Source organism: Parasphingorhabdus sp. (assembly GCF_036964675.1).
Taxonomy (GTDB): Bacteria; Pseudomonadota; Alphaproteobacteria; order Sphingomonadales; family Sphingomonadaceae; genus Parasphingorhabdus.
On the sequence record NZ_JBALTF010000009.1, the window covers coordinates 13,983 to 39,879 of the forward strand.

The following is a 25,897-nucleotide window of genomic DNA, read 5'->3' on the forward strand; positions in this document are numbered from 1 at the left end:
CCTACCAGTAAAAAAACACGCTGATGATATGCGCGGTGAGCGAGGCGATCAGCGCGAAAGTCATCGGGACATGGACGAACAGCCAGACCTGCAACAAGGCCTTGAGCTTGAGATGGCGGCGGACACGGGCCAGCGTGGCTTCCTTTTTCTCGAGCAGCGCATCGACCTTGTCGAGCGGATCATCGCCGCCCATTTTCGGTTGATAGGCGCGCTCGCGGCGCAGATCCGCCTGCGCCTGCCGGGTTGCGCAATCCGGATATCTGCCGGAAATCCGCTGAAAGAAGCCGCCGCCGAAAGGATTTTGTTCGAGCGATTGCAGCACCAGCGTGGCATGTTCTCCGGACAGGGGCTGGGCCGCCTCGTGCAGTTGCCGGTCGAGCGAACGCAGATTTTCGAGCATCTCCGTCTCGGTCATCTCGTCGCGATTGTCGGACAGCGCCTTCGGGATGGTCACGTAGAAATAAATCCCGACTATGCCGGAAATGATCACGATCATCATGAACACATAGGCGGCCGTGTGGATGTTCCAGCCAAGCTGGAACCCGGTGTGCAGCGTGCCGATCACGATCAGGCTGAGCCCGAGATAGATATGCGCCGATGTCCAGGCCTTGAGCGACCATTGACCGGGCGTCATGGCCCGCTTGCGCACCCCGAGCAAGGTCAGCCAGAGGATCAGCAGCGCACCGATGGTGCCAAGCGTATAGCCATACCAGCTGCCGCCATTGTGGCGCGGCGATACGTCAATGAACATATAGCTGACGATGCAGATCAGCATGATCGCGGACGAAATTTTCAGCCAGCGAAAACCGGCGTGCCTGAGGAAACCGTCGTGCATCACGACTTTCTTGCGGCCGGACTGGGCGGACATTGCCTGGGTCGCCATTAGATATCCTCCGTTTCAAGCTTGGAGACGGTGAGGAATTCTTCCGGTGCCACGCGGATCGCCGCCCCGGTCGGACAGGCGCGCACGCAGGCAGGCCCGCCCTTGATCCCGGCGCACATGTCGCATTTGATCGCCTTTTTGGGCTTTTCAACCGAAGGGTCGCTATGGTCTGCGGCCCATTGCTTGTCGGGTTCCCCCGGTCCCGGGCCGAAGCCAAAGAACAGCCAGTTCAACAGGCTTGGCTTCTTCGGCGGCTCCTTGTCCATGCGGATCACGCCATAAGGGCAATAGCGCTGGCAATTGCCGCAGCCGATGCAGCTGTCATCGATAAATACTTCGCCATCGGGACCACGGTGAATCGCGTCGGGTGGACAGTCGGACATGCAATGCGGATGCTCGCAGTGACGGCAGCTGGTCGGCACGTGCAAATGCGCATAGGTTCGTCCCGCCTCGCGATCGAGCCGCGACAATCCTTCATGGCTGTCGGCACAGGCTTTCTCGCAATTGTCACAACCGACGCACAGATTCTCGTCGATCAGCAGCACGTCCGTGGCTTCGCCAATGCCATTGTCGACGAGGAAATTGGCGACGCCGGAATAATAGTCGACAACACCCGAAAAACTGTCCTTTTTCGCTTCGACAAAGGCGTTGATATCCTGCCGGGCGGCCATTTCCTTCTTGGCCTTGCGCATCAGATCGGGATGGGCGTCGAGCACTTTCTTGAACGCATCGCCGCTGATCTTGATGACTTCGGACTTGATCGCCGCTTTCACCGTCGCGGTGCGATAGCCGCCCGCGATCAGCGTCATTTCGCCGACATAGGAACCGGCCGGCAGATAGGAAAGAAACACCGGTTTGCCGCCAATCTCTTTCTGGACCACCATCGACCCGACGCGAATGACGTAAATGTCATTGCCCTCGGCGCCTTCCTCGATAATCGCTTCACCGGCGCGGACATTGATGATCTCGCTGGACTCGACGACCTCGGCAATATCTTCCTTGGTCAGACCCGAGCCGAACATCTGCAGCAATTGCCGCTCGGTCGAAATCTGGGTGATCCGGCGTTTGGCCGCAGGCACGGACGCTTGCAGTTTCAGCGCCGCCGTTCGCGAAATTTCGACGACGATGACATCCTCCGCCGCCTTGATCGTTGCGCCGCGCCGCCGACCCGAAATCAGACCGACTTCGCCGAAGATCGAACCCTGTTCAATCGGCACGATAATCGATGGATCATCGGCATTGATTTCAACCGCGACCGAACCCTCGGCAATGGCAAACAGCGAGCTTCCCGGATCATTTTTCTCGAAAATCACTTCGCCCCGGCGATAGCTTTGCGGTTCGCTGTCGAGCATGAATTCGCGCATCTGCAGCGGCGACAGATCGTTCAGAATGGTCACATTGGAGCGGAAAAATTCGAGCCATTCATCAACCGACCGGCGGTGCGGCAGGTCACGGAATTTCGCTTCGAGTATCGGTTCGTCGGCGGGTTTCAGTTCGCTATTGCCATTGATGAACTCGATCACATCATAGCCCTGGTTCATGCAGTGCTTGATCAGCGGATAGCCGGCGAGCGCACCGATGACGTAAATGCCCTTCTTGGTGCTCTCAAACGCCGGTGACAATTTGGGATAGGCCTCGCGATCCTCGCTGGTAAATTCAATCCCGCATTCTTCGACAAATTTGCGCGGTGGCGCGCTGCCCATGCGGGCGATGATCCGGTCGCATTTGATGGTTTCCTGACCATCGCGGGTTTCCAGCACCAGCTCGCCATCCTTGACCTCGGCAGGCGATGTCTCGTTGCGAATGATGATCTTGCCCTGCTCGCCCGCTTCCATCAGCAGTTTCACATTGGCCTTTTTCGCCCGGGCAAATTCCGCCGAACGGTTGAGAATCGTCACGACATTATTCTGCGCCGCATCGGCCGCGAGACCCAGGGCATTTTCGATACCGGCGTCGCCCGAACCAATTACCGTGATATGTTCGTCATAATATTCGCCGGGATCGTCGAGCTGATATTGCACCAGCGGATTGTCGCCGCCGGGGCAGCGCATCAGGTTGGGATTGCCCTGCGTCCCGATTGCCATCACGATGGTTTCGGCCTGAACCGTCTCACCGTTTTTCAGGGTGATGGTAAAATTGCCTTCCTCACCCTCGATTTTCACCGGTTCGGCCTTGTACATGACATTGACGCCATGGCTGCTGGTCTGCTCATCCCATGTGTCGAGAATCGCCTCGCGCTTGCCCGCGTCAAAATCCATGTCCGAGCGCAGCACCAGCTGGCTCGGCGTCGCCATGACATGCTTGCCCTTCTGATATTTGTAAATGGTGTCGGAAAGATGATCGGTTTTCTCAAGCAGCACATGCTTCAGCTTCAGCTGTGCAGCGCGCCCGGCGGCGCTCATGCCCGCTGGTCCGGACCCAATAATGACTACTCTAAACTTGTCCGACACGCGCTTGCTTCCCCCTTATGCTTCCCCCGACCAACGCACCCTCATGCGCCAAGGCGATCCGGATCAGCTTTCTATTCGGCTGTAGCGCGACCCAAAAGATTGAACTTTGGCAGTATCTTACCAAAATGGCTCTCCATTGCCAGTGCAAAATGTAACAGTCATCTCTGCGCTTGTCAGGCAGCGATCGGCTCCGTATCTCTGCGCGGCAATATCGCGACATAAATAGGCTTGAGGATTGACCATGGCGAAATCAGCTTCTTCGATGAATATCAACCGTATCGCGCTGATTATAGCAGCTTTGCTGGCGCTGGGAGCAATCGCGGTGCAGGTCTACCGCAGCATGAATGACGAGTCTGGCGCCAACACGTCTGTTGCCGGGATCGAGGGCGAAGCAGCGCCCAGTGTCGACGAAGTTATCGCCGGTCTGGAAAAAAAGCTGCAGGACAGCCCCGACGATGCGGAAAGCTGGCGGATGCTCGGCTGGAGCTATTTTGAAACCGCGAAATTTGCAGAATCGGCCACCGCGATGAAACGCGCGACCACGCTCGACCCGGACAATCCGGAATATTGGTCGATGCTCGGCGAGGCTCTGGTCATGGCCAGCGACGGCCAGCAAGTGCCGCCGGACGCCGCCGCTGCCTTCCGCAATGCGCTGAAACATGACGCCAAGGATGCCCGCGCGCGCTATTTCCTGGCGGTACAGAAAGATATCTCCGGCGATCACAAGGGCGCGATCAATGACTGGTTCGCGCTGCTTAAAGACACGCCCGCCGACGCGCCTTATGCCGCCGACATCCGCCGGGTAATCGGTCAGGTGGCGGAGAATGAAGGCATTGATGTCGCGGCCCGTCTCGCGAAGGCCGCGCCCGCTGCGCCAACCGGTGGTATCTCCACCGACGGTCCTGCCGTCGCCACCGCCGCGATCCCCGGCCCGAGCCGTGAGCAAATGAAAGAGGCGGCCGCCCTGCCCCCTGGCCAACAGGAAGCGATGATCGCCAATATGGTCGATGGCCTCGACAAGCGCCTCCAGGCCAATCCCAAGGATGCCAATGGCTGGATCATGCTGATCCGCAGCCGCATGCAACTGGGCCAGACGGTGCAGGCCAAACAGGCGCGAGATCGGGGACTGGCGGCGTTCAAAAATGATGGGGCAGAAGCGAAAAGGATCAGGGAGGCGGCGTCGGCGTTGGGGATTTAGCTAAACGCCCAACCCCTCAATCTGCGCGACGACGGACACCGGGGCGAGATAGTCCATCCGTCACTCAAGCCAGCGTTTTCCTCATGATAACGGCGGCGGTCAGATCGCCGGTCACATTGACCACCGTCCGCGACATATCCAGCAGCCGGTCGACGCCCAATATGATCACCAGCCCGGTTGCCGGAATGCCGAATCCCGCCGCGACGCTCGCCAATATGGCGATGCTGACGCCGGGGGTGCCCGGTGCACCGATCGATGAGGCGACCAGCGTGCCGACCAGCAGAATGGTTTCGGTTACACTGAGGTCAATGCCCGATATTTGGGCGAGGAAGAGGATCGCAACGCTTTGATAGAGCGCTGTCCCCGCCATGTTCATCGTCGCTCCGAGTGGAATCACCAGATGCGCGACATCGTCCGGCACATGAAACTGGCGTGCGGTCTGAATCGTGCTGGGCATGACCGCCGAGGAACTGGACGTGGAAAAGGCCAGCAACAGATTGGGGCCCGCCACTTTGAGGAAGGAACGGAAACCAAGACCGCCGATCAATCGCAAGGATATTGCGTAGATGATAAAGAGAAGCACCAGACCCAGCAGGACGGTGCCGACATAGCTGAGCAGGCCCAGCAGGGAGTCCAGTCCGATCTGGATCATCAACTGTGCCATCAGCCCGAACACCGCAAGCGGCGACAACAGCATCGCCCATTTTACGATGGTCATGGAAATGGACATCAGCGAGTCGAGCAGAGCGAGGAACGGTGCCGCTTTCTCCCTCTGAATCTGGGTGGCTGCAACCCCGGTCAGCACCGCCAGGATCACGATCGCCAGCAAGTCTCCCTGTATCACCGACGCCGCCGGATTGGTCGGCAGCACCCCGGCGACCATGTCCGGCAGCCGCGTCAAGTCGAAGCTTTGAACGGTCCCTGCTGGCGGAGGGACCGAAACAACCGGCAATTCCAGCCCCATGCCCGGTTCGAACAGCTGCGCTAGCGAGATGCCGATCCAGGCCGCCAGAAATGTGGTCGAGAGTATGAACAATCCCAGCCGAACGCCCAGCTTGCGCATGGCCTGGTTCGAAGGAACACCGGCCAGTCCATTGACGATCGACGAAAAGACCAAGGGCACCAGGACAATCGCGATCAGGCCCAGGAAAAGTTGCCCGGGAAGAGCAAGCCAATCGCCGATCATCCCGGCCGTTTTCGGTTCGACCAAACCTGCCGCCGGCCCAAGCAATGTGCCGGTAGCGACACCGATCACCATCGCGGCCAGCACTTGTGCCCACAGCCGCGAACGCGCCCAGATACGCAATTTGCTGCTCTGCTGAATAAGGTGGTTCAGTTCGAAAGCAGTTCCGTTCGACATGATGGTCTTTTCCTCCCCGGACGCCGACGCAAAATTGCGTGAATTCGGAATCAATGACGCGCTGCGCCTGTCTTTGAATAGCAAGCGCGGCAAATCTGAAGTCCGCTATAGGCGCTGCTGGCCCGATATACGAAATACATGTTGAAGACGGAATTTTCCTCTCCCTCAAAGGGAGAGGGCTACGGAGACTTAGCGCCGCAGCTTTAGCGAAGGCGGTTAGTCGCAGTCGGTGAGGGGTGTTGGCGCAAGACCCCCTCACCAACGTCGCCTAGGCAGCAAGCTGCCAAGGCTTTGGTTTCCTCTCCCTCAAGGGGAGAGGATCAACCTCACCTAAACAGCGGTTCGCCAAAACTCCTGAGCTTACGGCTGTGCAGCGTTCCCGCGTCCGCTTCTTTCGCCAGCAGATCGATCGCGCGCAACCCGATCGCCAGATGCTGCCCGACGCGCTCCTGATAGAAGGCATCGGCCATGCCGGGGAGCTTGATTTCGCCGTGCAGCGGCTTGTCAGAAGCGCAGAGCAGCGTCCCGTAGGGCACGCGGTAGCGATAGCCATTGGCCGCGACCGTCGCCGATTCCATATCGATGGCGATGGCGCGGGACTGGTTGAGCCGCTTGGCAATCTGTTCGAAGCGCAGCTCCCAGTTGCGGTCGCCGGTGGTCACCACGGTGCCGGTGCGCAATTGCTGCTTGAGCCTGGACTTGTCGATTCCGGTCACTTCCTGCACCGCCTGGGTCAGCGCCAGCTGGACTTCGGCGATCGTCGGTAGCGGGATGCTCGGTGGCAGCACATCGTCGAGCACATTGTCATCGCGCAGATAGGCATGGGCGAGGACATAGTCGCCGAGCCGCTGGGTCCGGCGCAGCGCGCCGCAATGGCCGATCATTAGCCAGACATGCGGACGCAGCACCGCAAGATGGTCGGTGATCGTCTTGGCATTGCTCGGACCGACGCCGATATTCACCAGGGTCACCCCGGGACGTCCGTCACCGCGCACCAGATGATAGGCTGGCATTTGCGGTGGCTTGGCGATCGGCGGGACGGAGGGTTCGCCATCGCTGCCGGTCATCCTGTTGCCCGGTTCGACCAACATGGTCGCCTGGCCGGATTTCACTTCCGCTAGGCCAGTTTCGATGAATTCGTCGACATAGCGCTGGTAGTTGGTGAACAGGATGAACGGCTGGAAATGCTCGGGATCGGTGGCGCAATAATGGCGGATCCGGTGCAGCGAATAGTCGACCCGTTCGGCGGTGAACAGGGCCAGCGCCGAGGCTTGCTCGCCCTGAAAAATCTGGCCGCCATCGACAATCTCGTCATTGGTCTTGACCAGATTCGGCGTGTGGAAATAATGCGGCAGCTTTTCCTTCTTCGCCCGATCGAGACCGGCGCCGGCATCTTCCAGCGCAAAAGCCAGCGGAATCGGCGTGTCGGAAAGCCCGACCCAGATTTTCGCGGTGAAGCTGGTGGCGATCCGCTGCAGCTGGTCGAGCAGATAGGCGCGATAGAGCTTCGGTTCGGTAATCGTCGTGCGATAGGTGTTGATGTCGGCCAGATGGCCGGACGCCAGATGGCTGGTCTCGGTCGCCTGATCGGCGGGAATCTGGACACTGATCTGCGGGTAAAGGCCCTGCTGACGGTCATCGCTGGCCAGCTTGGATGTCGCATAGCGGCGAAAGCGTGCGGCGGTGATTTCAATTTGTGCAGCGTAGAGTTTTTCAAGCAACGCGACCGCTTCGGCGGGCGTCGCACATAGGGTGGAATCGGTTGTCATGCGGTCTCCGTTACAGTTTCAGCCCTTTAACGGAAAAACGGAGAGAAGGGAAAAGCTAACTACGGGACAGCTTGAGAAAGCGGGCTGCAGCCTCGAATTCTGCCTGCTTGAGATTGCGCATGGCAACGGCCACATCGTCGCGGCCCCATTGCTGCTCTTGCCAAAGCTCTTCCAGGTTGACGAGCGGCCAGAGCGTCTCGGTATCGTGGGTCTGTTCAACCAGACCCAGTGTAGCGATCAGCGAGCCGGCGAGACCGACCAGCGACAGCATCGCGGCGATGGCAAAGCCGTCCTGTGCGTCGACTATTTTGGTCAGGCGCTGGATCGTTGCTTCCGGCTGCGCTTCATATCGGATTCCGTGGATCAGATTGAAGTCGACGTCATAATGTTGCCGCGCCCAGTCGAGCAGCGGGTCCCAATGTTCCGCCTGATGGTCGATCAGCGCCTGCTGGCCCCGGTCAGCGCGATAATAGAGCATGTCGCTGTCGGCAAAAGCGGCAATGCGGGAGACAATCCGCTCCCGCTCGTTGTCGACCTGATCGAGCGCGCCTTGCGCCAGTCCGGTCAGCGGCATTGACGCGGGGATGATATCCTTCCCCTGCGCTGCCCATTCCGCTGCAATCGCATCGGCGAGAGCGGAGGTCGGAACCGCCAGCGCATTGCGCTGCGGGGTCTTCATCGGACGCCCGTCGAGCGAGATGGCAAAGGCGTCGCCGACCGGCGATACCGATACGTCCTTGTAAAAGCGTTTCATAGCTTGTCCGCGCTTTCAGCGGCCTTGGCCATTTCTTCTTCGGCGACCCGCGCGCGAATATATTTACGGATGATCCAGACCGGCGCGACCCACATTTGCGCCAGACCGAGAAAGATCAGCACATAGCCGGCCGGGCCGGGCACCGGCGGCAAGCGATCGAGCACGATCGCCAGTCCCAGCATCACCAGCACCACACCGAGCAGACGGATCATGCTGACCGTGAAGTGCACGGCCTTGGCCTGCTTTTCCTTCACCGGATCTGGAATATATTCGGGCTGGTCGTCAATCGGTTCGCTCATCGGTTCAATATTCCATTCAGGTCGGCCATATTGGCCACGACTATTTCTGCGCCAGCGTCGATCAGTTCATGCTCGTCATGATAGCCCCAGTCGACCCCGACCGGGCGCACCCTGGCATTGACTGCCATTGCCATATCGAAGCTGGTATCGCCGATCATCGCCGTGGTTTCCGGCGCGGCACCGGCTTCGGCAATCGCCAGTTCGACCATCGCCGGATGCGGCTTGGACGGATGCCGGTCTGCCGTTTGCAGCGTCACGAACCGATCCAGCAGGCCGTGGGTTTCCAGCACATGGTGGAGGCCGCGATCCGACTTGCCGGTGGCCACACCCAGAACCCAGCCGGATGCTTCCAATTGTTCCAATGTTTCGAGCAATCCGTCATAAAGCGGCTCGTGCACGCCACCGCTCTGGCGCAGTTCGAAAAAGCCATCCTTGTAGGATTGGGTCACCGCGGCGACAATCTCTTCGTCGCCTTCCGGCAGCAGTCGCGCCACCGCTTCCAGCAAGCTGAGGCCGACAATCCGCCGCACCAGATGATGATCGGGCGGAATCAGGCCATGTTTTTCAAATGCCTGATCCATCGAGGCGCAGATATTGGCCTGGCTATCAACCATCGTGCCATCGCAGTCGAACAGAGCGAGTTTATTGATCATGTCTCTCCAAATTCCTGCATCAAATGGGCCATGGCCCGGCGCCCCCTAGCATCAAGCGCAGCAGCGACCTGTTTTCCTACTTCGCCAGATTTGGGCCATCGAAAAGCGGGGTCGGGATGCATTATTTGGGTTTCTTGTAGAGAGCCTGTTTGACTTTTGCCTTGTGCGGCATGTTTTTCTTGTGCGTGGCCTTGCCGGCATTCGGGCGTTCCCGCTTGCTTGGCTTGCCCGCCTTGGTCGGCTTGCCTTCATTATCCCCGCGGCCACGGCGTTCGCCGCGCTTGTCCTTGCGGATCATCTTGGCATGCGCCTTGGCTTGCTGCTTGCGGACCATTTTGCCGGCCGGCGTTTTCTCGTCGAGCGGCAGGTCACCGAGGATCAAATCCAGCCCGAGATTTTCAACGCTTTCGGCAAAATGGGTTGGCAATTCCGCCGTCACGTCGAGATTGTGACCGTCGGGATGCTCGATCCGCAACCGCCGCGCGTGCAAATGCATCTTGCGGCTGATCGAGCCGGTCAGGAACGCATCCTTGCCGCCATATTTGCCGTCGCCGACAATCGGGTGCCCGATCGCCGCCATATGCACACGCAGCTGATGGGTGCGCCCGGTATGGGGCTGCAATTCGACCCAGCAAGCGCGGTTGCCGGCCCGTTCGATAATTCGGTAGCGCGTTTTGGCCGACTGGCCATTTTCTTCATCGACATGCATTTTCTCGCCGCCGGAACCCGGCTGCTTCGAAAGCGGCAAGTCAATCACGCCATCGGCAATTTCCGGCACGCCCATCACAATCGCCCAATAGACCTTGCGCACGTCGCGGCCAGAAAAGCGCTTGGAGAAAAAGGCAGCTGCCCCCGGCGAGCGCGCCAGCAGGATCACCCCGCTGGTGTCCTTGTCGAGTCGGTGAACCAGCTTCGGTCGTGATTTCCCGTCATAGGTCAGCCCGTCGAGCAGACCGTCGAGATGGGTTGTCGTCTTGCTGCCGCCCTGAGTCGCCAGGCCCGGAGGCTTGTTGACGACGATCGCGGCCTTGTCCTTGTGAATCACCATTTCCCGGACAAAATCGATCTGATCCTGCGACAGGTCCGACTTGGCTTTTGCCACGCGGCCCGGCCGTTCGATTTCCTGTGGCGGTACACGCAATATCTGCCCGGCCTGAAGGCGATCGCCGGGTGATACCCGTTTGCCATCCACCCGCAACTGCCCGGTCCGCGCCCAGCGCGAAACAATGTTGAACGGCACATCGTCCATATGCCGCTTGAACCAGCGGTCCACACGGATATCATCATCATCGGCAGATATCGTGAACTGCCGGACATCCAGTGTCTTCAGCGCCTGCATCTGCTCTTTCGCCGAACCCTGGGGTTCTTCTTCTTCGGAGCCGCTTTCGGCGGTGGGATCAAAACCGCTCATGCCAGCGCCCTGACCGTCATCAGGCCAGCGAACAGCGCCAGCACCGCACCGATAACAGAGAGCAGGGCGTAACCGATTGCGGTGCCCCATTCGCTTCGCTCGATCATATTAAGTACTTCCAAACTAAAGGTCGAAAAGGTTGTAAAACCGCCCAGCAGACCCACGCCAAGCAGCAGTCGCCAGGGCTCATCGGCAAAATTACCGCGAGCCAGTACGCCAGCCAGTATGCCCATCAAAAAGCCGCCGGTCACATTGGCCACCAAGGTTCCATAAGGAAAGCCCATGCCACCCAAGTGGAATACCAGCCGACCAAGATGATATCGCCCTGCAGCGCCAATGGCACCGCCGGTCATAACAAGAAGGGTCGCGTTCATGGGCGTCCCTTAGTCGGCTTGACGCATTTTTCCAAGCAGATCATTGGTGAGCCACAAGCGTATGGCAGTGGCAAGACCCGGCGGCTGCGCCGCTGCGATCCGCTCAACGTCGATCCGGGCAACCAATGCGTTGAGCGGCAGACCGCGAACATCGGAAGCCGCTTTCAGCATATCCCAGAACAAAGGTTCCAGGGAAATCGATGTCTGATGCCCGGCAATCGTGATGCTGCGCTTGACTGGCGGATGGAAGATTTCAGGCTTCTCTAGATCCACCCGGACAATTCCCGCCGCACCAGTTTTTCCAGCATGTTGATGCTGATATCGCTGTCATTCAGGCAAGGCAGATAGGCAAATTTGTCGCCGCCGCCGGCTTCAAATTGCTCCCTGCCCCTGATCGCCAGCTCCTCGCAGGTTTCCAGGCAATCGCTGGAAAATCCCGGCGCAAAAATCGCGATATTCTTCTTCCCCTGTCCGGGCAGAGACTCCAGCACTTCATCGGTTGGGGGCCCGAGCCATTTCGCCCGGCCAAAGCGCGACTGGAAGGCGACCACCAGTTCCTTGCCCATTTTCTCGGACAGCAGCCGGGCGGTCTTCTGACAATGGCAATGATAGGGATCGCCCAGCTCCAGTGTGCGTTGCGGCATGCCATGGAAACTGGCAACAATCGCATCCGGTTCAAAATCGAGTGCGGCAATATCGCGCTCCAGGCTGGCCGCCAGCGCATCGATATAGGCTGGGTCATCATGATAGGCCGGCAGCAGCCGGATCGCCGGTTGCCAGCGCATCGCGGCAATCGCGTCAAACACCGCATCATGCACGCTGGCAGTGGTGGCGCCACTATATTGCGGGTAGAGCGGCGCGATCAATATGCGATCGCAACCCGCCGCTTTCATTTCATTCAACCGGGAAGTGATGCTCGGATTGCCGTAGCGCATCGCCCAGTCGACCATCACATTATCGATTTTACCGGCGAGCTTGTCGGCCTGCTTTCTTGTGTAGAAAGCCAGCGGCGAACCGTCTTCGGTCCAGACCAGACGATAGGCTTCAGCGGATTTTGCCGGACGGGTGTTGAGAATCACGCCACGCAAAATCGGCTGCCAGATGATCGAGGGAATCTCGACCACCCTTTTGTCCGACAGAAACTCCTTGAGATAGCGTTTGACCGCCTGCTTGTCCGGTGCATCGGGCGTGCCCAGATTGACCAGCAAAACGCCGATTTTCTTCGCCGCAACCGGCGGATGATCCTTTGGCAATGGTCCTGTTTCACGCATGATTCATGATACTTCCCCGAAAAGTGGTAATTGCCGGAGCCGGAGGCCGGTTGCTGAGAATAATGCATTGGCAACAGCAGGAGCGACCGCCGGAACACCAAGTTCTTCGTAACCCACTGGCTCTTCCTCGCTTCTGATAAATTCGATCTGGATTGGTGGAATTTCAGCCAATCGCGGCAAGGACAGATCGCGCAGCCGCTTTGCCGTTGGCAGCCCCTTTTGAAATCGGGTCGCGCTGCCCAGCGCCATCGCCAGTCCGAATATGATGCCGCCTTCAATTTGCTGCCGGGCGATATCGGGATGAATGATCCGGCCGATGTCGACGGTTGCCGAAATGCGGCGAACTTCCATGCCACTGGCCCCTCGGCTTGCGCTGGCGATGACCGCAATATAGCCACCGCGCATGCTGTGGCAGGCCAGGCCCTGGCCGCTGCGATCCAGGCCACCATCCCATCCGGCCATCGCGGCCACGCCGGTCAGGCAGCGGGCCAGTCTTGGCTGGTTGTTCATCATCTGCATGCGGAAGGACAAGGGCTCTATGCCGGCCTTGGCAGCCAGCTCATCGATGAACGATTCGAGATAGAAAATATTGCTGCTATGGGCATTGCTGCGCCAGTTTCCGGTCGGCACGCCGACAAAGGCACTATGGTGATCGACGGTCAGATTGGGAATATCATAGGGTATATCCAGACCGGCTATCGCCTTGATATCGGCTTCCCCGATCGAGGATCGCATCGCTTCGACATTGTCCATGCCGTCGAACAGCCGTCTGGCCTGTTCCCGCGCGGATGGTGGCGCGGCGATTTTGATCTGCATCGCCTCGATCCGCCCCGCCTTTGCCATGGCCGCATCAAGCCGCGCCTGGCTGGGTGCCCGGTAATGATCGTGCATCAGATCTTCGGCGCGGGACCAGACCAGCTGAACCGGCCGGCCCATTTTCTTGGCGATCACCGCGACCTGGCCGGCGATATCATTATCGAGATTGCGGTCGAACGACCCGCCGCTCAGCATCGGATAAAGCGTCACCCGATCCTGACTGATATTCAACATATTGGCCGCCGCCTGCACCGCCGCAACCGGCGCCTGGGTGGCCATCCAGAGTTCCAGACCGCCATCCTTATATTCTGCCGTAGCCGTCCGCGTCTCGATCGGTGCATGCAGCGCGGCATCCGCGTGGTAGCGGGCCTGAAAGGCATTTTCCTTGTCAAACACGCCTTTGGTGTCGCCGCGCGACAGGAAGCGAATCCCCGGTCCGTCGTCCAGAGCCTTGCTCAGAGCCGTGTCGATCTTGTCGCTATCGGCAAGAAAGCCTCTGGTTTCGAAAACTGGACTCATTTTATCCAATGCCCGGTTGGCGGCCCACCAGTTGGTGGCGATCGCCGCAATCCATTTCTCGCCTTCGACAATGTCGATAAAGCCGGTGATCTTGCGGGCCCCTTCGCGGTTGAAGGATTTCAACCTTATATCGCCAATCGGTCCTTGCCTTATCGCCGCAAACACCATGTCCGGCAGCCTGATGTCACCGGCAAAATTGGCAGAACCATCGAGTTTGCTGGGCAGATCAAGACGCGGAACATCCTGTCCGATCAGATTGCCCGCACCGGCTGGCCGGAGCGGCACCGGATCGGGCAAATTCTGGGTGACGGCATCGCGAACCAGTTCGCCGAACCGCAGTTTCTTGTCACCGTTCGAGACGATACCATTTTCGACCGTGCAAAATTCCCAGGCGACGTCCCATTTTGCCGCCGCTGCCTTGGTCAGCAATACGCGCGCCGCCGCACCCGCTTCGCGGAAACTTTCTGCGAAGGCCGGGATTGATGTGGAATCGGCCGTCACCATGAACCGTTCGCGAATCGCCACATTTTGTGCAACCCATCGGACCGCAGCATGTTCGGCCAATTTTTCGGTGCCCGCAGGCATCAGCGTTTCTGCCCACTGCTCGGCCAGCAGGCTATTGCTGTAAAGTGGATTGATCGGTGCCGGTTCAACCGCGACCGTGCGCCAGTCTGCGCCCAGTTCGTCGGCGAGGATCTGCGGCAAGACGGTATAGACACCTTGCCCCATTTCGCTTTGCGGCACGACCACCGTGACCTGCCCATCTTCGGATATTTTCAGAAAAGCGCCAAAAACCTCTTCATTCTCGGTCGCTGCGACATTGGGCTCATAGCTGCGCGGCCAAAGGGCCCAAGCGACCACCAGACCGCCCACCGCGCCACTTCCGATCAGGAATTTGCGGCGATTCAACCCGCTGGATGCATTCTCGGGCTGCTCGATGTCAGGTTCAGCCGCCATGGGGTTACTTTAACAGGCCCAAGCGGGGAATGTCGATTTTCGGGCAACGATCCATGACGACTTTCAGCCCCGCGTCGATCGCGCGCCGGGCCGCCGAATCATTGATGACACCAAGCTGCATCCAGACCGATTTGGCGCCAATCGCAATCGCCTCGTCGACGACATCACCAGCGGCTGCGCTATTGCGGAAAATATCGACCATATCGATGTCGCCTTCAATGTCCCCCAGAGATTCAGCCACCGGCACACCGTGTAACATCTGTCCGGCAAGAACGGGATTAACCGGCGTCACATCATAACCCTGCTCGAGCAGAAATTTGAATATCCGGTTGCTGGCACGCTCGGATCTGGCCGATGCGCCGACCAGAGCGATTCGCCGTGTCGACGTCAGCAAGGCGGCTATTTCCTGATCGCTTTCCAGCAGCATGACGCCCTTTCCTTCCGGCTATTGGTTATCCAACCAAGTCGCGAGCTTTTTGCCAATATCACGGAAAGCCTGCCCGTGCACATCGTCGGAGCAAGCTGGCGGTGTGCCGCCATCGCTGGACTTGCGAATCTCTATATCCAGCGGAATTCGGCCAAGAAAAGGCATGCCCATCGTCTTGGCGGCGGCTTCAGCGCCACCCGCGCCGAAAGGATCGCTGACCTCGCCGCAATGCGGACATTGATAGCCTGCCATATTCTCGACCATGCCGATGATCGGAATCTTGGCCTGATTGAACAGATCAACCGCCCGGGTTGCATCCATCAGCGCCAGATCTTGCGGTGTCGAGACGATCACCGCGCCAACCGGCTTGTGATTTTGCATCATCGACAGTTGCACATCACCGGTGCCGGGCGGCATATCGACGATCAGCTCCTCGACATCGCCCCAATGCGCGTCGATCAATTGCTCTAACGCCTTGCCCGCCATCGGCCCGCGCCAGGCGATCGCCTGCCCGGGTTTCGCCAGATGGCCCATGGACAATACCGGCACATCATAATCATTGGGCACCGGGATCAGCTGCTTGCCTTCGGCCTCGGGCCGCCGTCCCTCGCAGTGGAGCAGTCGGGGCTGGGACGGACCATATATATCGGCGTCCACCATCCCGACCTTGCGGCCCATCCGCTGCATGGCAATCGCCAGATTGGCAGAAAGTGTTGACTTGCCGACACCGCCCTTGCCGCTGGCGACGGCGATCAGGCGCCGCTCGACTTTCTCGGCCGTCATCGCGACATCGACTTTCTCGACACCGTCCAATGCCAGCAGACTGCCTTTCACGGCAATTTCGATCTGGCCGCGCTCACGCACATCCAGCCCGCCAACGTTGAGCACGAGAGTGATACGGCCTTGCGCAAATTTTACGGCGCTAAAACGGCCCTTGGCAACACCGTCAAGCGCTGCTTCGATTGTGGAAATATCGGTCATCCGATCGACATAGTTACACTTTTCTCGGATTGACACTGTTTTTCTGGCCGCGTGCTACCTATACAGAATATATGAATGATAATATTAACAGCACAGCGCGCCGCAAATCAGTTTTGGGCGGAATATTGAACATGGCCGGCCCCTGGGGCAATAATGGTGACAACGGCAACGATGGTGGAAATGGCGGCGGTCCGCGCAACCCATGGGGCAACCCTCCCGGTGCGCCTTCGGGCGGCGGACGCAAGGGTGCCAGTTCGCTTGAAGAGCTTTTTAAAAGAGGCACCGGCGGCGGTTTCAGGGGCGGCATTCCCAAGGGCCCGGGCGGTCGCTCCTGGTGGCCCCTTATGGCCATTGGCTTTGTCATCCTTTGGGTATTGCTGACCAGTATCCATCGTGTCAGCCCACAGGAACGTGGTGTGGTAACATTTTTGGGTTCCTATTCGCGGACCTTGCAACCCGGCCTGCACTTTTCGCTTCCCACTCCGCTGGAACAGGTAACGAAGCTTGACGTCGAAGACATCCGGACGATCGACATTCCCGAAGGAGAGACCGAAAAGCTTATTCTTACCGGTGATCAGAATATTGTCGACCTTGCCTATTCGGTGCGTTGGAACATCAAGGCGCCAGAGCTTTTCCTTTTCCAGATCGCCGAACCGGAAGAAACGATCAAGGAAGTCGCCGAATCGGCGATGCGGGCAGCGGTAGCGAATTTCACGCTGGATGATACGATTGGTTCCGAGCGGACCGAAATCGAACAGCAGGTGGAACAGAATATGCAACAATTGCTTGATGGCTACGGCGCTGGCGTTGTCATTCGCGGTATTGCCATCAAGAAAGCCGATCCCCCGGCTGCGGTCAACGATGCGTTTAAGGAAGTGTCCGCCGCTCAGCAGACAGCGCAAACCTATCTCAACGAAGCCCGTGCTTATGCACAACAGCTAACCGCGCAGGCTCAGGGCGAATCTGCCGCCTTTGACAAGGTCTACGAGGAATATCGGCTTGCTCCGACAGTGACGAGACAGCGGATGTATTATGAAACAATGGAGCGTGTATTGTCCAAGGTCGACAAGACGGTCGTCGAAGTGAAGGGCGTTACACCTTATCTGGCCTTGCCGGAATTGAAAAAACGCGCGCAGCAACCCGCGATTACAACCGTGGAGGGCAAATAATGGGACAGATATTTAAAAATCCCGTTGCGCTTGGCGTGATCATCATCGCCGGGCTGTTCATCTTGCTCAACACCATCGTCATCGTGCCGGAAACCCGGCAAGGCGTCGTTGTCCAGCTTGGCGAACCCAAGCGAATCGTCAACCGCTACCAGGCTGGCGAAGCTTTTGGTGAAACCGGCGCCGGTCTGATCGCAAAAATACCATTTTTTGAGCAGATCGTATGGATCGACAAACGCATCCGCGATGTCGAGATGGAGCAGCAGCAAGTGCTATCCACCGACCAGCTTCGTCTGCAGGTTGATGCTTTTGCCCGGTTCCGGATCACCGATCCGCTGCGCATGTATATCGCAGCCGGCAGCGAAGAACGGGTTTCGGAAGAACTCCGGCCAATATTGGGCTCGGCTCTGAGAAACGAACTCGGCAAGCGTCCGTTTGCCGCCTTGCTTAGCCCGGAACGTGGCCAGGTGATGGACAATATCCAGGCCGGCCTGAACCGGGTTGCGCGCCAATATGGTGCGGAGATTGTCGACGTGCGGATCAAACGGGCCGACTTGCCCGATGGTACACCGCTCGACAGCGCCTATCAAAGAATGCGGACGGCGCGTGATCAGGAAGCGCGGACGATTCGGGCACAAGGGGCAAAGCAGGCGCAGATCATTCGCGCCGAAGCCGATGCCAGCGCTGCGCGGACCTATGCCGAGAGCTTTGGCAAGGATGCGGAATTCTATGATTTCTATCGCGCCATGAAGAGCTATGAAACGACATTCCAGGGCGGTGGCCCGAATGATCCGCAAAGTTCGTTCGTGCTTTCGCCTGACAATGAATATTTGCGCCAGTTCCGGGGCAAGTAAGCCGCTTTGGATACCAACCGCACGATTGTTGACGCTTATTATACCGCTTTGTCCACCATGGACATTGCGGGCTTTGAGGCGCTGCATCACCCGGATGTCGTGTATAATGTGTCAGGAAACACGATCATCTCGGGGCGGTACGAGAACTTTGCCGCGCTGAAGCAGGTTCTGCCCGCCGTGTTCGAGGCGCTGGATTTCGAGCAGTTCCAGTTCGCGGTAAAGTGGCGGGTGATGAACGACGGGCCGGACGGGGCGACCGCCATCATGGAAGCCAGCGGCGTGACCCGAAACGGTCAACGCTACGACCAGCGATATGCGCATATATTCTCGTTTCGAGCGGGCAAAATCGCCTCGGTCCACGAATTTTTTGACACACAATTGGCCAATGATGCCTTGGGATTTTCCGGAAAACCACAATTTGCATCCGACGGTCCGTTTGAATTCTAGTGTTTGAGGAAAGCGCCGACAAAGGCATTCGACTACAAATGTCATCTTTTCTTCACCAAGCCAGTTTTTTTCCGACAAACAGCGAATTCCGGCTTGCGAAACACTTTGGCCACACCCAAATATACTGGCATCGGGCATATCCCGCAGTTCTGCGATCAAGCTCGGCGAACAAATATGCGAATATTCAATTTCCGTTCATGAAAATTGCGCCATTGTTTCTGCGATTTTGAACGGATCTGGCGGCAGAAATCCATTTGTTCCGCCGGAAATTTGAGAGGAAGATAATAGTGCGTTACGCTTACGGAATTTCAGCAGCTTTGCTTTTGGCCGGCAGTGCAGCAACCTTGGCCGGCATTGGCCCGGCTGGAGCACAAACCGCCGCCAATGACAGCTCGGTGATGCGCAACGTCGTGCCGCGCTCAGGCGCGCCGATGAGCTTCGCAGACCTGACCGAACAATTGCAGCCTGCCGTGGTCAATATCTCGACCACCCAGCGCGTCCGTGTGAGCAATAATAATCCGTTTGCGGGCACACCTTTTGACGGCCTGTTCGGCAATCGCCAAGGCGGTGGCGGTAGTGAACAAACCCGCGAGGCCCAATCGCTGGGATCCGGATTCATCATTTCGGCCGATGGTTATATCGTGACCAACAACCACGTTGTCGCGCCAGGCAATCGCAACGCGACCATCGAATCAATCACCGTGATCATGCCGGATCGCACCGAATATGTAGCCGAGCTCGTCGGTCGCGACGCGGCATCGGATATCGCGGTGCTCAAGATCAAGGCAGACAAGCCCCTGCCATTTGTCAAGTTCGGCGACAGCACCGGCGCCCGGGTTGGCGACTGGGTTATTGCCATCGGCAATCCATTCGGTCTTGGCGGAACTGTGACCACGGGCATATTATCCGCAATCCACAGGAATACCGGCCAAGGCGGCGCTTATGACCGCTTCCTCCAGACCGATGCATCGATCAACCGCGGCAATAGCGGTGGTCCGATGTTCGATCTCAACGGCAATGTCATCGGCATCAACAATGCGATTATTTCCCCGACCGGCGGCAACGTCGGCATCGGCTTTGCCATTCCCGCAGAAGTGGCGGCACCGATTGTCGAAACGCTGAAAAAGGGACAGACGATCGAGCGCGGCTATCTCGGCGTACAGATCAGCGCGCTTTCTGAAGATCTGGCGGACTCGCTCGGTTTGGAGAAAAACCTGGGTGAATTTGTCCAGCGAGTCGAGCCCAATGAAGCGGCCGCAAAAGCCGGCATTCAGGCGGGTGACGTGATCACCAAGGTGAACGGCAAGACGGTCACCCCCGACCAGACCTTGTCCTATCTGGTGACCAATCTTCCGATCGGCACCGATGTTCCGATCGAACTGATTCGCAATGGCAAAACGATCAAGGTCAATGCCAAGCTTGGCAAACGTCCGTCTGAAGAGGAACTGGCCGGAAATTCGTTCGACCCGGATGCAGAAGACAATGCCATGGGTCAGGATGATAATGGTGTCAGTGCACAGGCAACCGCCGAGGCTCTCGGATTATCCGTTGTCGATCTGACGCCAACTATCGCGCGGCAGATCGGTGTTGCATCGACGCAAAAGGGCGTCGTCGTGTCGACGGTCAATCCGAACAGCGATGCCGCCCAGAAGGGGATCAAGCGCGGATATCTGATCACCAGTGTCAACCGACAGCCGGTGACCAGCGCGTCTGATCTGGATAGTGCGATAAACAGCGCCAAACGCGCAAACCGCGAAGCGGTGCTGCTGCAGGTTCGTCGCGGCGCTCGCGATCCGCAATTTGTCGCGGTTCGCCTGCAGGAAAGCTAAACGCAGTTAAACACGTGTAACAGAAAATGGCCGGCGCTTGACGCCGGCCTTTTTTTTGCGTCAAGCTATGACGCTTGATGGCAATATGATTGAGGGGATCCGCCGGTGACCGATGCAACAGAAATTTTTCTCGGACTGGGCGGTGGTGAACGGCAAAGCCTCAACCTGTCCCGCGCCAACCGCCACGGCCTGATCGCAGGGGCTACCGGCACTGGCAAAACGGTCACCCTGCAAGGACTGGCCGAGAGCTTTTCCGCCAATGGCGTGCCGGTCTTTGTCGCCGATGTGAAAGGCGACCTGGCGGGCATTTCGATGGCAGGATCACCGCAATTCAAACATGCGGACAAGCTGGAAGCCCGCGCCAAGGAACTGGGGATGGACGATTATGCCTATTCCGACAATCCGGCAATATTCTGGGACCTCTATGGCAAGCAGGGCCACCCCATCCGCACCACGATCAGTGAAATGGGGCCGTTGCTGCTCGCGCGCCTGATGGACCTGAACGAGACGCAGGAGGGCGTGCTCAATATCGTCTTCCGCTTTGCCGACGAAGAAGGATTGCTGCTGCTGAACCTCGACGACCTGCAGTCGATGCTCGCTTATACGGCGGAAAACGCAAAGCAACTATCCGCCAAATATGGCAATGTGACCAAGGCCAGTGTCGGCACGATCCAGCGCCAGTTGCTGCAGCTGGACAGCCAGGGCGCCGGCCAGTTTTTCGGCGAACCGGCTCTGGAAATTGATGATTTCATCAAATGCGACGATCAGGGTCGCGGCTATATCAATGTCCTCGCCGCCGATCAGCTGATGCGCAGCCCGAAACTCTATGCGACCTTCCTGCTCTGGCTGCTCGCCGAGCTGTTTGAAACATTGCCGGAAGTCGGCGATCCGGAAAAACCGAAGCTGGTATTCTTCTTCGACGAAGCCCATCTGCTGTTTGACGATGCACCCAAGGCACTGGAAGACAAGATCGAACAGGTCGTGCGCCTGATCCGGTCCAAAGGCGTCGGTGTGTTTTTCGTCACCCAGAACCCGGTCGACATACCCCAGGAGGTTGCTGGCCAGCTCGGCAACCGGGTGCAGCACGCCCTGCGCGCTTTCACCCCGCGCGACAAAAAGGCAATCAAGGCGGCAGCCGACACGTTTCGCATCAACCCCGATCTTGATGTAGAGCAAGCCATTACCGAATTGCGCGTGGGCGAAGCTTTGGTCTCCACCCTGCTCGAAGATGGTGCGCCCTCGATTGTCCAGCGGACCCTGATCAAGCCGCCGCGATCACGCCTTGGTCCGGTTTCGGCAAAGGAACGGGCGATCATCAATTCGATCTCGCCCTATGAAGACAAATATGATCAAGCGATCGACCGGCACAGCGCCGAGGAGATACTCGCACAGAAGGTGATCGACGCCACGGCAACCGCGCAAGAGGTCGAAGAAAAAGGCGAGGAAGAGGTCCGCAAACAGCCGCGGAAGAGCAAAAGCATCTGGGAGAAGGCGTTCAGTCGCGGCGCCAAGGTCGCGGCAGGATCCGCAGCCGGCATGGCCGCCTCGACAATGCTGGGCAAAAAGTCTCGGGCAAATCCGGTGCAGTCAGGCGTGACCTCTGCTGTCGGTTCGGTGGTTACGGATCTCGCCGGGCCGGTTGCCGGACGCTTTGTCCGCAATCTGATTGGTGGTCTGATGCGTTGATGGCCGGCTCACCAGCTTGTTATTGCTGAGCCAAGAATTTCAACCGCTTCAATATTTTAACTGAAAAATCGGGCGACGATATCTTTTGCCAAGCGAGTTGGGCGCAAGGTGTCGGCATCGATACAGCACCAGCTTGACTGCACTTCGGCCAGCACCTCTTCGCCGCGACGAATGATCGTGCTGTAAAATGCCCGCGCCCCGTGTACTTTTTCCAGCAATACTTCGGCGATCACATCATCGTTCAGAAAAGCCGGTTTGCGATAGATAATCTCATGTTTGATCGCCACCCAGAGATGGGCTGCGACCGCTTCGGAAGGCGCAAATTTCTGCCAATGCGCAACTACAGCATCCTGCACCCACGTCAGATAATTGGCATTGTTGACATGTCCCATGAAATCAATGTCGGATGCCTCGATGGCAATGCTGTGATGGTGTGAAATACTGGTCATATCATTAAGATATAAGAATGCCGGTGGCCGATTGATAGGGCAAAGTAGGGAATTGCTCCAGTTTCGGGCTGGCTTAGCCTATTAGCGCAAGCCAAGCTTGAAGTTTTCGAACGCCAGAGGCCGTTCCATAGCAAAATTCCGAAACACCAATGCACCATTGATTGTCGATAAAAATTCATCCGCAACTGATTTATCAGCCTCTTCCAATTGCCGATAATATTCCAGCGCCCGCTGCAACATCCACAGGCTGAAAGGAGGTGCGATCCGCTGGCCCTCTATGCCTTCAACAGTAAATGCGGCCATACCAACGGCACGGGGCAATTCCGCGTCCGGATTGGCCGCAGACCAGACCGCCAGCATATCGGCGCTGGTCTGCAGGAACGGCATCTGTTCCCCCATCATCCGCTCAAGCACCGGCATCAGGGTTTGCGGAACTTCATCATCGGGCAGAAATTCACCCGAAAGCGGCGCTTTGACATCCACCATTCGTTCAACCCAGGCGGCAACACGCGGGGCCAAACGCTTCATGATCTCGCCCGATGCCGGGTCCCGGTAGAGATGAGCGTAAAGCGGTCCGATCAAGCCATAATCACCAATCGAAGGACGAGAGCCCAGCAGATAATCATGAACCGCAAAATGGGCGTCAAGATCGGCAAGCAACGCCTCATAGCTCGCTTCGATTGCCGGGATGGTTTGCGGGTTGATACCTAGAATCGGGCAGAAGCCTTTGAAGCTGGCACCCCGTTCCCTTCCGATTGCCAGCTGTTCTTGCTTGCTGGCATCGGGTGCTGCGGTGGCGCCAAATTCTCCGTAGACCCACTCTTCATTATAATTCCAGCGATAGTGCATCGCCGGAATCACCAGCCATTCATCACCATATGTTTCCAATAGCAACGCGGTAAGCCTTTGTTTCGGCGTGTCAGGATAGACCGAAGGACCAGCGATCGTAGCTTCAAAATGATCGATAATGCAGGTCGTGTCCTGAATGGTCTGGCCGTCATCGGTATCCAGTACCGGAATGACCGGTCGCCCCACTTTGGGGATGATAATATCTTTGTAAACCGCTCCGGAAGACAGGATTTCTTCGTAATCAATGCCCTTCCAGTCGAGATAGGCTCGCGCCTTGCCGGAATAGAGTGAAAGCGGCGCGGCGTATAATTTATGCGTCATCAGCCGCGGCCCCGATAGGGTGCCACGCCCTGATCCGGCACCCACAGGCCTTTGGGCGGCTCGCCCGATTGCCAGAAAACATCAATCGGAATCCCGCCGCGCGGATACCAATAGCCGCCGATTCGCAGCCATTTGGGCTGCATTTCATCGAACAGGCGCCGGCCGATTCCGACTGTGCAATCTTCGTGAAAGGCAGCATGGTTTCGGAACGATCCGAGAAACAGCTTGAGCGACTTGGATTCAACGATGCTCTGATCCGGTGCATAATCAATGACCAGATGGGCAAAATCCGGCTGGCTGGTTACCGGGCACAGCGACGTGAATTCCGGCACGGCAAAGCGCGCAAGATAGAGCTCGCCGGCACGAGGATTGGGCACATAGTCGAGTATCGCCGCTTCGGGAGAAGCGGGAAGCGGAGCGTCCCGCCCGAGAAAGCGCGGAATCGGTTTGTCGGAATCATCTTTGGTCATGCGGCATGTTTACTGCACGGAAGGAGATATGTCATCACTTGCCGCGACGCGCTTCGCCTCCGACACTGCCCGAAAGCACGTCTCGAACAAAACGTCGGTTCGTGCGACTGCCGACCCATGACAAGAAAAACCCTGATACCCATATTCGGCGACCAGCTTTCGCCGGATATTTCTTCGCTGGACCAGCAAAAGCCGGATGACTGCATCATCCTGATGGCCGAGCTGGATGAGGAAACCGGCTATGTCCGCCACCACAAGGCCAAGATCGCCTATATCCTCTCGGCCATGCGCCATCATGCCCGGTCCTTGCAAGATCGCGGCTGGTCGGTCGAGTATGTCGAGCTGGATGATCCCGACAATAGCGGCAGCTTTACCGGCGAGATTGCACGGGCAATCGAACGACACGACATCGGGGCGATCCGGGTCACCGAGCCGGGCGAGTGGCGAGTGATGGCGATGATCGAAAACTGGGAAGAGAAGTTCGGCACACCCGTCAGCATCTGTCCCGACAGCCGGTTCCTCGCCACGCATCAGGATTTCGACGACTGGGCAGAAGGGAAAAAGCAGCTCCGGATGGAATTTTTCTACCGCGAGATGCGGCGCAAAACCCGTCTGCTGCTGGACGACAAGGGCAAGCCAGAGGGCGGCAAGTGGAATTATGACAGCGACAATCGAAAGCCTGCCAAAGGCAGGGAGCGAATCCCGCAACCGATGCGGTTTCTGGCCGATGATGTGACGGGCGAAGTTCTGGATCTCGTCGGCAGGCGATTTTCGCATCATCCAGGTTCGCTGGAACATTTCCATTTTGCCGTCACGCACGAGGAAGCCATGCGGCAAAAACGGCAGTTTCTCGATGAGGCCTTACCCAGATTTGGCGATTATCAGGATGCCATGCTGGCCGGCGAGCCGTTTCTGTGGCACTCGATATTGTCGCCCTATATCAATTCCGGACTGCTCGACCCGCTCGACCTGTGCCGTGAAGTCGAAGAAAAATATCGTGAGGGCAAGGTCCCGCTGAACGCGGCGGAAGGCTTTATCCGCCAAATTATCGGCTGGCGCGAATATATACGCGGGATTTATTGGCGCGAGGGCCCGGACTATGTCGAGCGCAATTTCCTGAACGCCGACCGGCCGCTCCCGGATTTTTATTATACGGGTGAAACCGACATGCTTTGCCTTTCAGAGGCAATCGGCCAAACGCTCGATTTCGCCTATGCCCATCACATCCAGCGGCTGATGATTACCGGCAATTTTGCCCTGATCGCCGGGATTGATCCGCAGGCCGTGCACCGCTGGTATCTCGAAGTCTATGCCGATGCCTATGAATGGGTGGAGCTGCCCAACACGCTTGGCATGAGCCTGTTCGCCGACGGCGGGATCATCGCCTCCAAACCCTATGCGTCATCGGGCAACTATATCAACAAGATGTCGGACTATTGCCAGCACTGCCGCTATGATGTGAAACAACGTACCGGCGAGGACGCCTGTCCATTCAACGCGCTCTACTGGGATTTTCTTGATCGCAATCAGAACAAGTTGCAGGACAATAACCGCCTCGCCATGCCCTATCGCATATGGGACAAGATGGACCCGGACGCCCGCAATCAAATCCGCTCGCAAGCCAAATCCTTTCTCGACGCTTTGTGAAGCCAGTCAAATGCACAAAAACCACATAAGCGGTGGATTCGTGGGACAATGCGTTAT

Annotated in this window: 24 protein-coding genes; 7 read left to right on the plus strand and 17 right to left on the minus strand. The window is 58.0% G+C overall.

What is annotated here, in order from left to right; all coding sequences use genetic code 11:
- Position 1: 1 nt before the first annotated feature.
- Both V7665_RS03005 and V7665_RS03010 read right to left on the minus strand, forming a co-directional pair.
- Positions 2 to 883: a hypothetical protein gene (locus tag V7665_RS03005; RefSeq protein ID WP_335663055.1), complete on the minus strand. Its 882-nt coding sequence runs from the start codon at positions 881 to 883 to the stop codon at positions 2 to 4.
- Entirely contained in the window at positions 883 to 3,333 is a 2,451-nt protein-coding gene (locus V7665_RS03010; RefSeq protein ID WP_335663056.1) for a cyclic nucleotide-binding domain-containing protein, read from the minus strand. Before V7665_RS03010 ends, V7665_RS03005 begins: the two co-directional genes overlap by 1 nt.
- A gap of 241 nt (positions 3,334 to 3,574) precedes the next feature.
- Between V7665_RS03010 and V7665_RS03015 the strand changes: the two genes are divergently transcribed.
- A complete protein-coding gene (locus tag V7665_RS03015; protein WP_335663057.1) occupies positions 3,575 to 4,531 on the plus strand; it encodes a tetratricopeptide repeat protein in 957 nt (318 codons plus the stop codon).
- 64 nt (positions 4,532 to 4,595) lie between these two features.
- On the opposite strand, the gene V7665_RS03020 is transcribed toward V7665_RS03015, so the two are convergent.
- The 12 genes from V7665_RS03020 to V7665_RS03075 all read right to left on the minus strand — a co-directional run bounded on the left by V7665_RS03020 (position 4,596) and on the right by V7665_RS03075 (position 16,122).
- Positions 4,596 to 5,891: a dicarboxylate/amino acid:cation symporter gene (locus tag V7665_RS03020; protein WP_335663058.1), complete on the minus strand. Its 1,296-nt coding sequence runs from the start codon at positions 5,889 to 5,891 to the stop codon at positions 4,596 to 4,598.
- A 326-nt stretch (positions 5,892 to 6,217) separates the two neighbouring features.
- A complete protein-coding gene (locus V7665_RS03025) occupies positions 6,218 to 7,660 on the minus strand; it encodes an AMP nucleosidase (RefSeq protein ID WP_335663059.1) in 1,443 nt (480 codons plus the stop codon).
- 55 nt (positions 7,661 to 7,715) lie between these two features.
- A complete protein-coding gene (locus tag V7665_RS03030) occupies positions 7,716 to 8,414 on the minus strand; it encodes an ATP12 family chaperone protein (protein ID WP_335663060.1) in 699 nt (232 codons plus the stop codon).
- Positions 8,411 to 8,713 carry a hypothetical protein gene (locus V7665_RS03035; protein WP_335663061.1) on the minus strand — a complete coding sequence of 101 codons (303 nt, stop codon included), beginning with the start codon at positions 8,711 to 8,713 and terminating at the stop codon, positions 8,411 to 8,413. Before V7665_RS03035 ends, V7665_RS03030 begins: the two co-directional genes overlap by 4 nt.
- Positions 8,710 to 9,366 (minus strand): HAD-IA family hydrolase, encoded by a 657-nt coding sequence (locus tag V7665_RS03040; protein ID WP_335663062.1) that lies wholly within the window; start codon positions 9,364 to 9,366, stop codon positions 8,710 to 8,712. The genes V7665_RS03035 and V7665_RS03040 overlap by 4 nt, the downstream gene beginning before the upstream one ends.
- Positions 9,367 to 9,487: 121 nt before the next feature.
- The gene (locus V7665_RS03045; RefSeq protein WP_335663085.1) at positions 9,488 to 10,705 is read right to left on the minus strand and encodes an RluA family pseudouridine synthase; all 1,218 of its coding nucleotides are present in this window, start codon (positions 10,703 to 10,705) and stop codon (positions 9,488 to 9,490) included.
- A 68-nt stretch (positions 10,706 to 10,773) separates the two neighbouring features.
- Complete coding sequence (crcB, locus tag V7665_RS03050; protein WP_335663063.1) at positions 10,774 to 11,151, minus strand: fluoride efflux transporter CrcB; 378 nt, start codon at positions 11,149 to 11,151, stop codon at positions 10,774 to 10,776.
- Positions 11,152 to 11,160: 9 nt separating this feature from the next.
- The gene (locus V7665_RS03055) at positions 11,161 to 11,424 is read right to left on the minus strand and encodes a ribbon-helix-helix domain-containing protein (protein WP_335663064.1); all 264 of its coding nucleotides are present in this window, start codon (positions 11,422 to 11,424) and stop codon (positions 11,161 to 11,163) included.
- Positions 11,415 to 12,422 carry a ferrochelatase gene (hemH, locus tag V7665_RS03060; protein ID WP_335663065.1) on the minus strand — a complete coding sequence of 336 codons (1,008 nt, stop codon included), beginning with the start codon at positions 12,420 to 12,422 and terminating at the stop codon, positions 11,415 to 11,417. Before hemH ends, V7665_RS03055 begins: the two co-directional genes overlap by 10 nt.
- Before the next feature lie 3 nt (positions 12,423 to 12,425).
- Positions 12,426 to 14,714, minus strand: a complete 2,289-nt coding sequence (locus V7665_RS03065) for a xanthine dehydrogenase family protein molybdopterin-binding subunit (protein ID WP_335663066.1) — start codon at positions 14,712 to 14,714, stop codon at positions 12,426 to 12,428.
- A 4-nt stretch (positions 14,715 to 14,718) separates the two neighbouring features.
- Positions 14,719 to 15,141 (minus strand): CoA-binding protein, encoded by a 423-nt coding sequence (locus V7665_RS03070; RefSeq protein WP_335663067.1) that lies wholly within the window; start codon positions 15,139 to 15,141, stop codon positions 14,719 to 14,721.
- An 18-nt stretch (positions 15,142 to 15,159) separates the two neighbouring features.
- On the minus strand, positions 15,160 to 16,122 hold the full coding sequence (locus V7665_RS03075; protein WP_335663068.1) for an Mrp/NBP35 family ATP-binding protein: 963 nt from the start codon (positions 16,120 to 16,122) through the stop codon (positions 15,160 to 15,162).
- Positions 16,123 to 16,253: 131 nt separating this feature from the next.
- Here V7665_RS03075 and hflK point away from each other — a divergent pair, with 131 nt between their 5' ends.
- From hflK to V7665_RS03100, 5 genes are all read left to right on the plus strand, one after another.
- Positions 16,254 to 17,291 (plus strand): FtsH protease activity modulator HflK, encoded by a 1,038-nt coding sequence (hflK, locus tag V7665_RS03080; protein WP_335663086.1) that lies wholly within the window; start codon positions 16,254 to 16,256, stop codon positions 17,289 to 17,291.
- Positions 17,291 to 18,142 carry a protease modulator HflC gene (hflC, locus tag V7665_RS03085; protein ID WP_335663069.1) on the plus strand — a complete coding sequence of 284 codons (852 nt, stop codon included), beginning with the start codon at positions 17,291 to 17,293 and terminating at the stop codon, positions 18,140 to 18,142. Before hflK ends, hflC begins: the two co-directional genes overlap by 1 nt.
- A gap of 6 nt (positions 18,143 to 18,148) precedes the next feature.
- On the plus strand, positions 18,149 to 18,589 hold the full coding sequence (locus V7665_RS03090; protein ID WP_335663070.1) for a nuclear transport factor 2 family protein: 441 nt from the start codon (positions 18,149 to 18,151) through the stop codon (positions 18,587 to 18,589).
- Between the two features lie 287 nt (positions 18,590 to 18,876).
- Entirely contained in the window at positions 18,877 to 20,418 is a 1,542-nt protein-coding gene (locus V7665_RS03095; RefSeq protein ID WP_335663071.1) for a Do family serine endopeptidase, read from the plus strand.
- A 105-nt stretch (positions 20,419 to 20,523) separates the two neighbouring features.
- Positions 20,524 to 22,104, plus strand: a complete 1,581-nt coding sequence (locus tag V7665_RS03100) for a helicase HerA-like domain-containing protein (RefSeq protein WP_335663072.1) — start codon at positions 20,524 to 20,526, stop codon at positions 22,102 to 22,104.
- A gap of 56 nt (positions 22,105 to 22,160) precedes the next feature.
- Here V7665_RS03100 and V7665_RS03105 read toward each other — a convergent pair whose 3' ends face one another.
- From V7665_RS03105 to queF, 3 genes are all read right to left on the minus strand, one after another.
- Complete coding sequence (locus V7665_RS03105; RefSeq protein WP_335663073.1) at positions 22,161 to 22,553, minus strand: acyl-CoA thioesterase; 393 nt, start codon at positions 22,551 to 22,553, stop codon at positions 22,161 to 22,163.
- 81 nt (positions 22,554 to 22,634) lie between these two features.
- A complete protein-coding gene (locus V7665_RS03110; protein WP_335663074.1) occupies positions 22,635 to 23,723 on the minus strand; it encodes a glutathione S-transferase family protein in 1,089 nt (362 codons plus the stop codon).
- Positions 23,723 to 24,193, minus strand: a complete 471-nt coding sequence (queF, locus tag V7665_RS03115; protein ID WP_335663075.1) for a preQ(1) synthase — start codon at positions 24,191 to 24,193, stop codon at positions 23,723 to 23,725. Before queF ends, V7665_RS03110 begins: the two co-directional genes overlap by 1 nt.
- Before the next feature lie 117 nt (positions 24,194 to 24,310).
- Between queF and V7665_RS03120 the strand changes: the two genes are divergently transcribed.
- Positions 24,311 to 25,840, plus strand: a complete 1,530-nt coding sequence (locus V7665_RS03120; protein ID WP_335663076.1) for a cryptochrome/photolyase family protein — start codon at positions 24,311 to 24,313, stop codon at positions 25,838 to 25,840.
- Positions 25,841 to 25,897 lie beyond the last annotated feature (57 nt).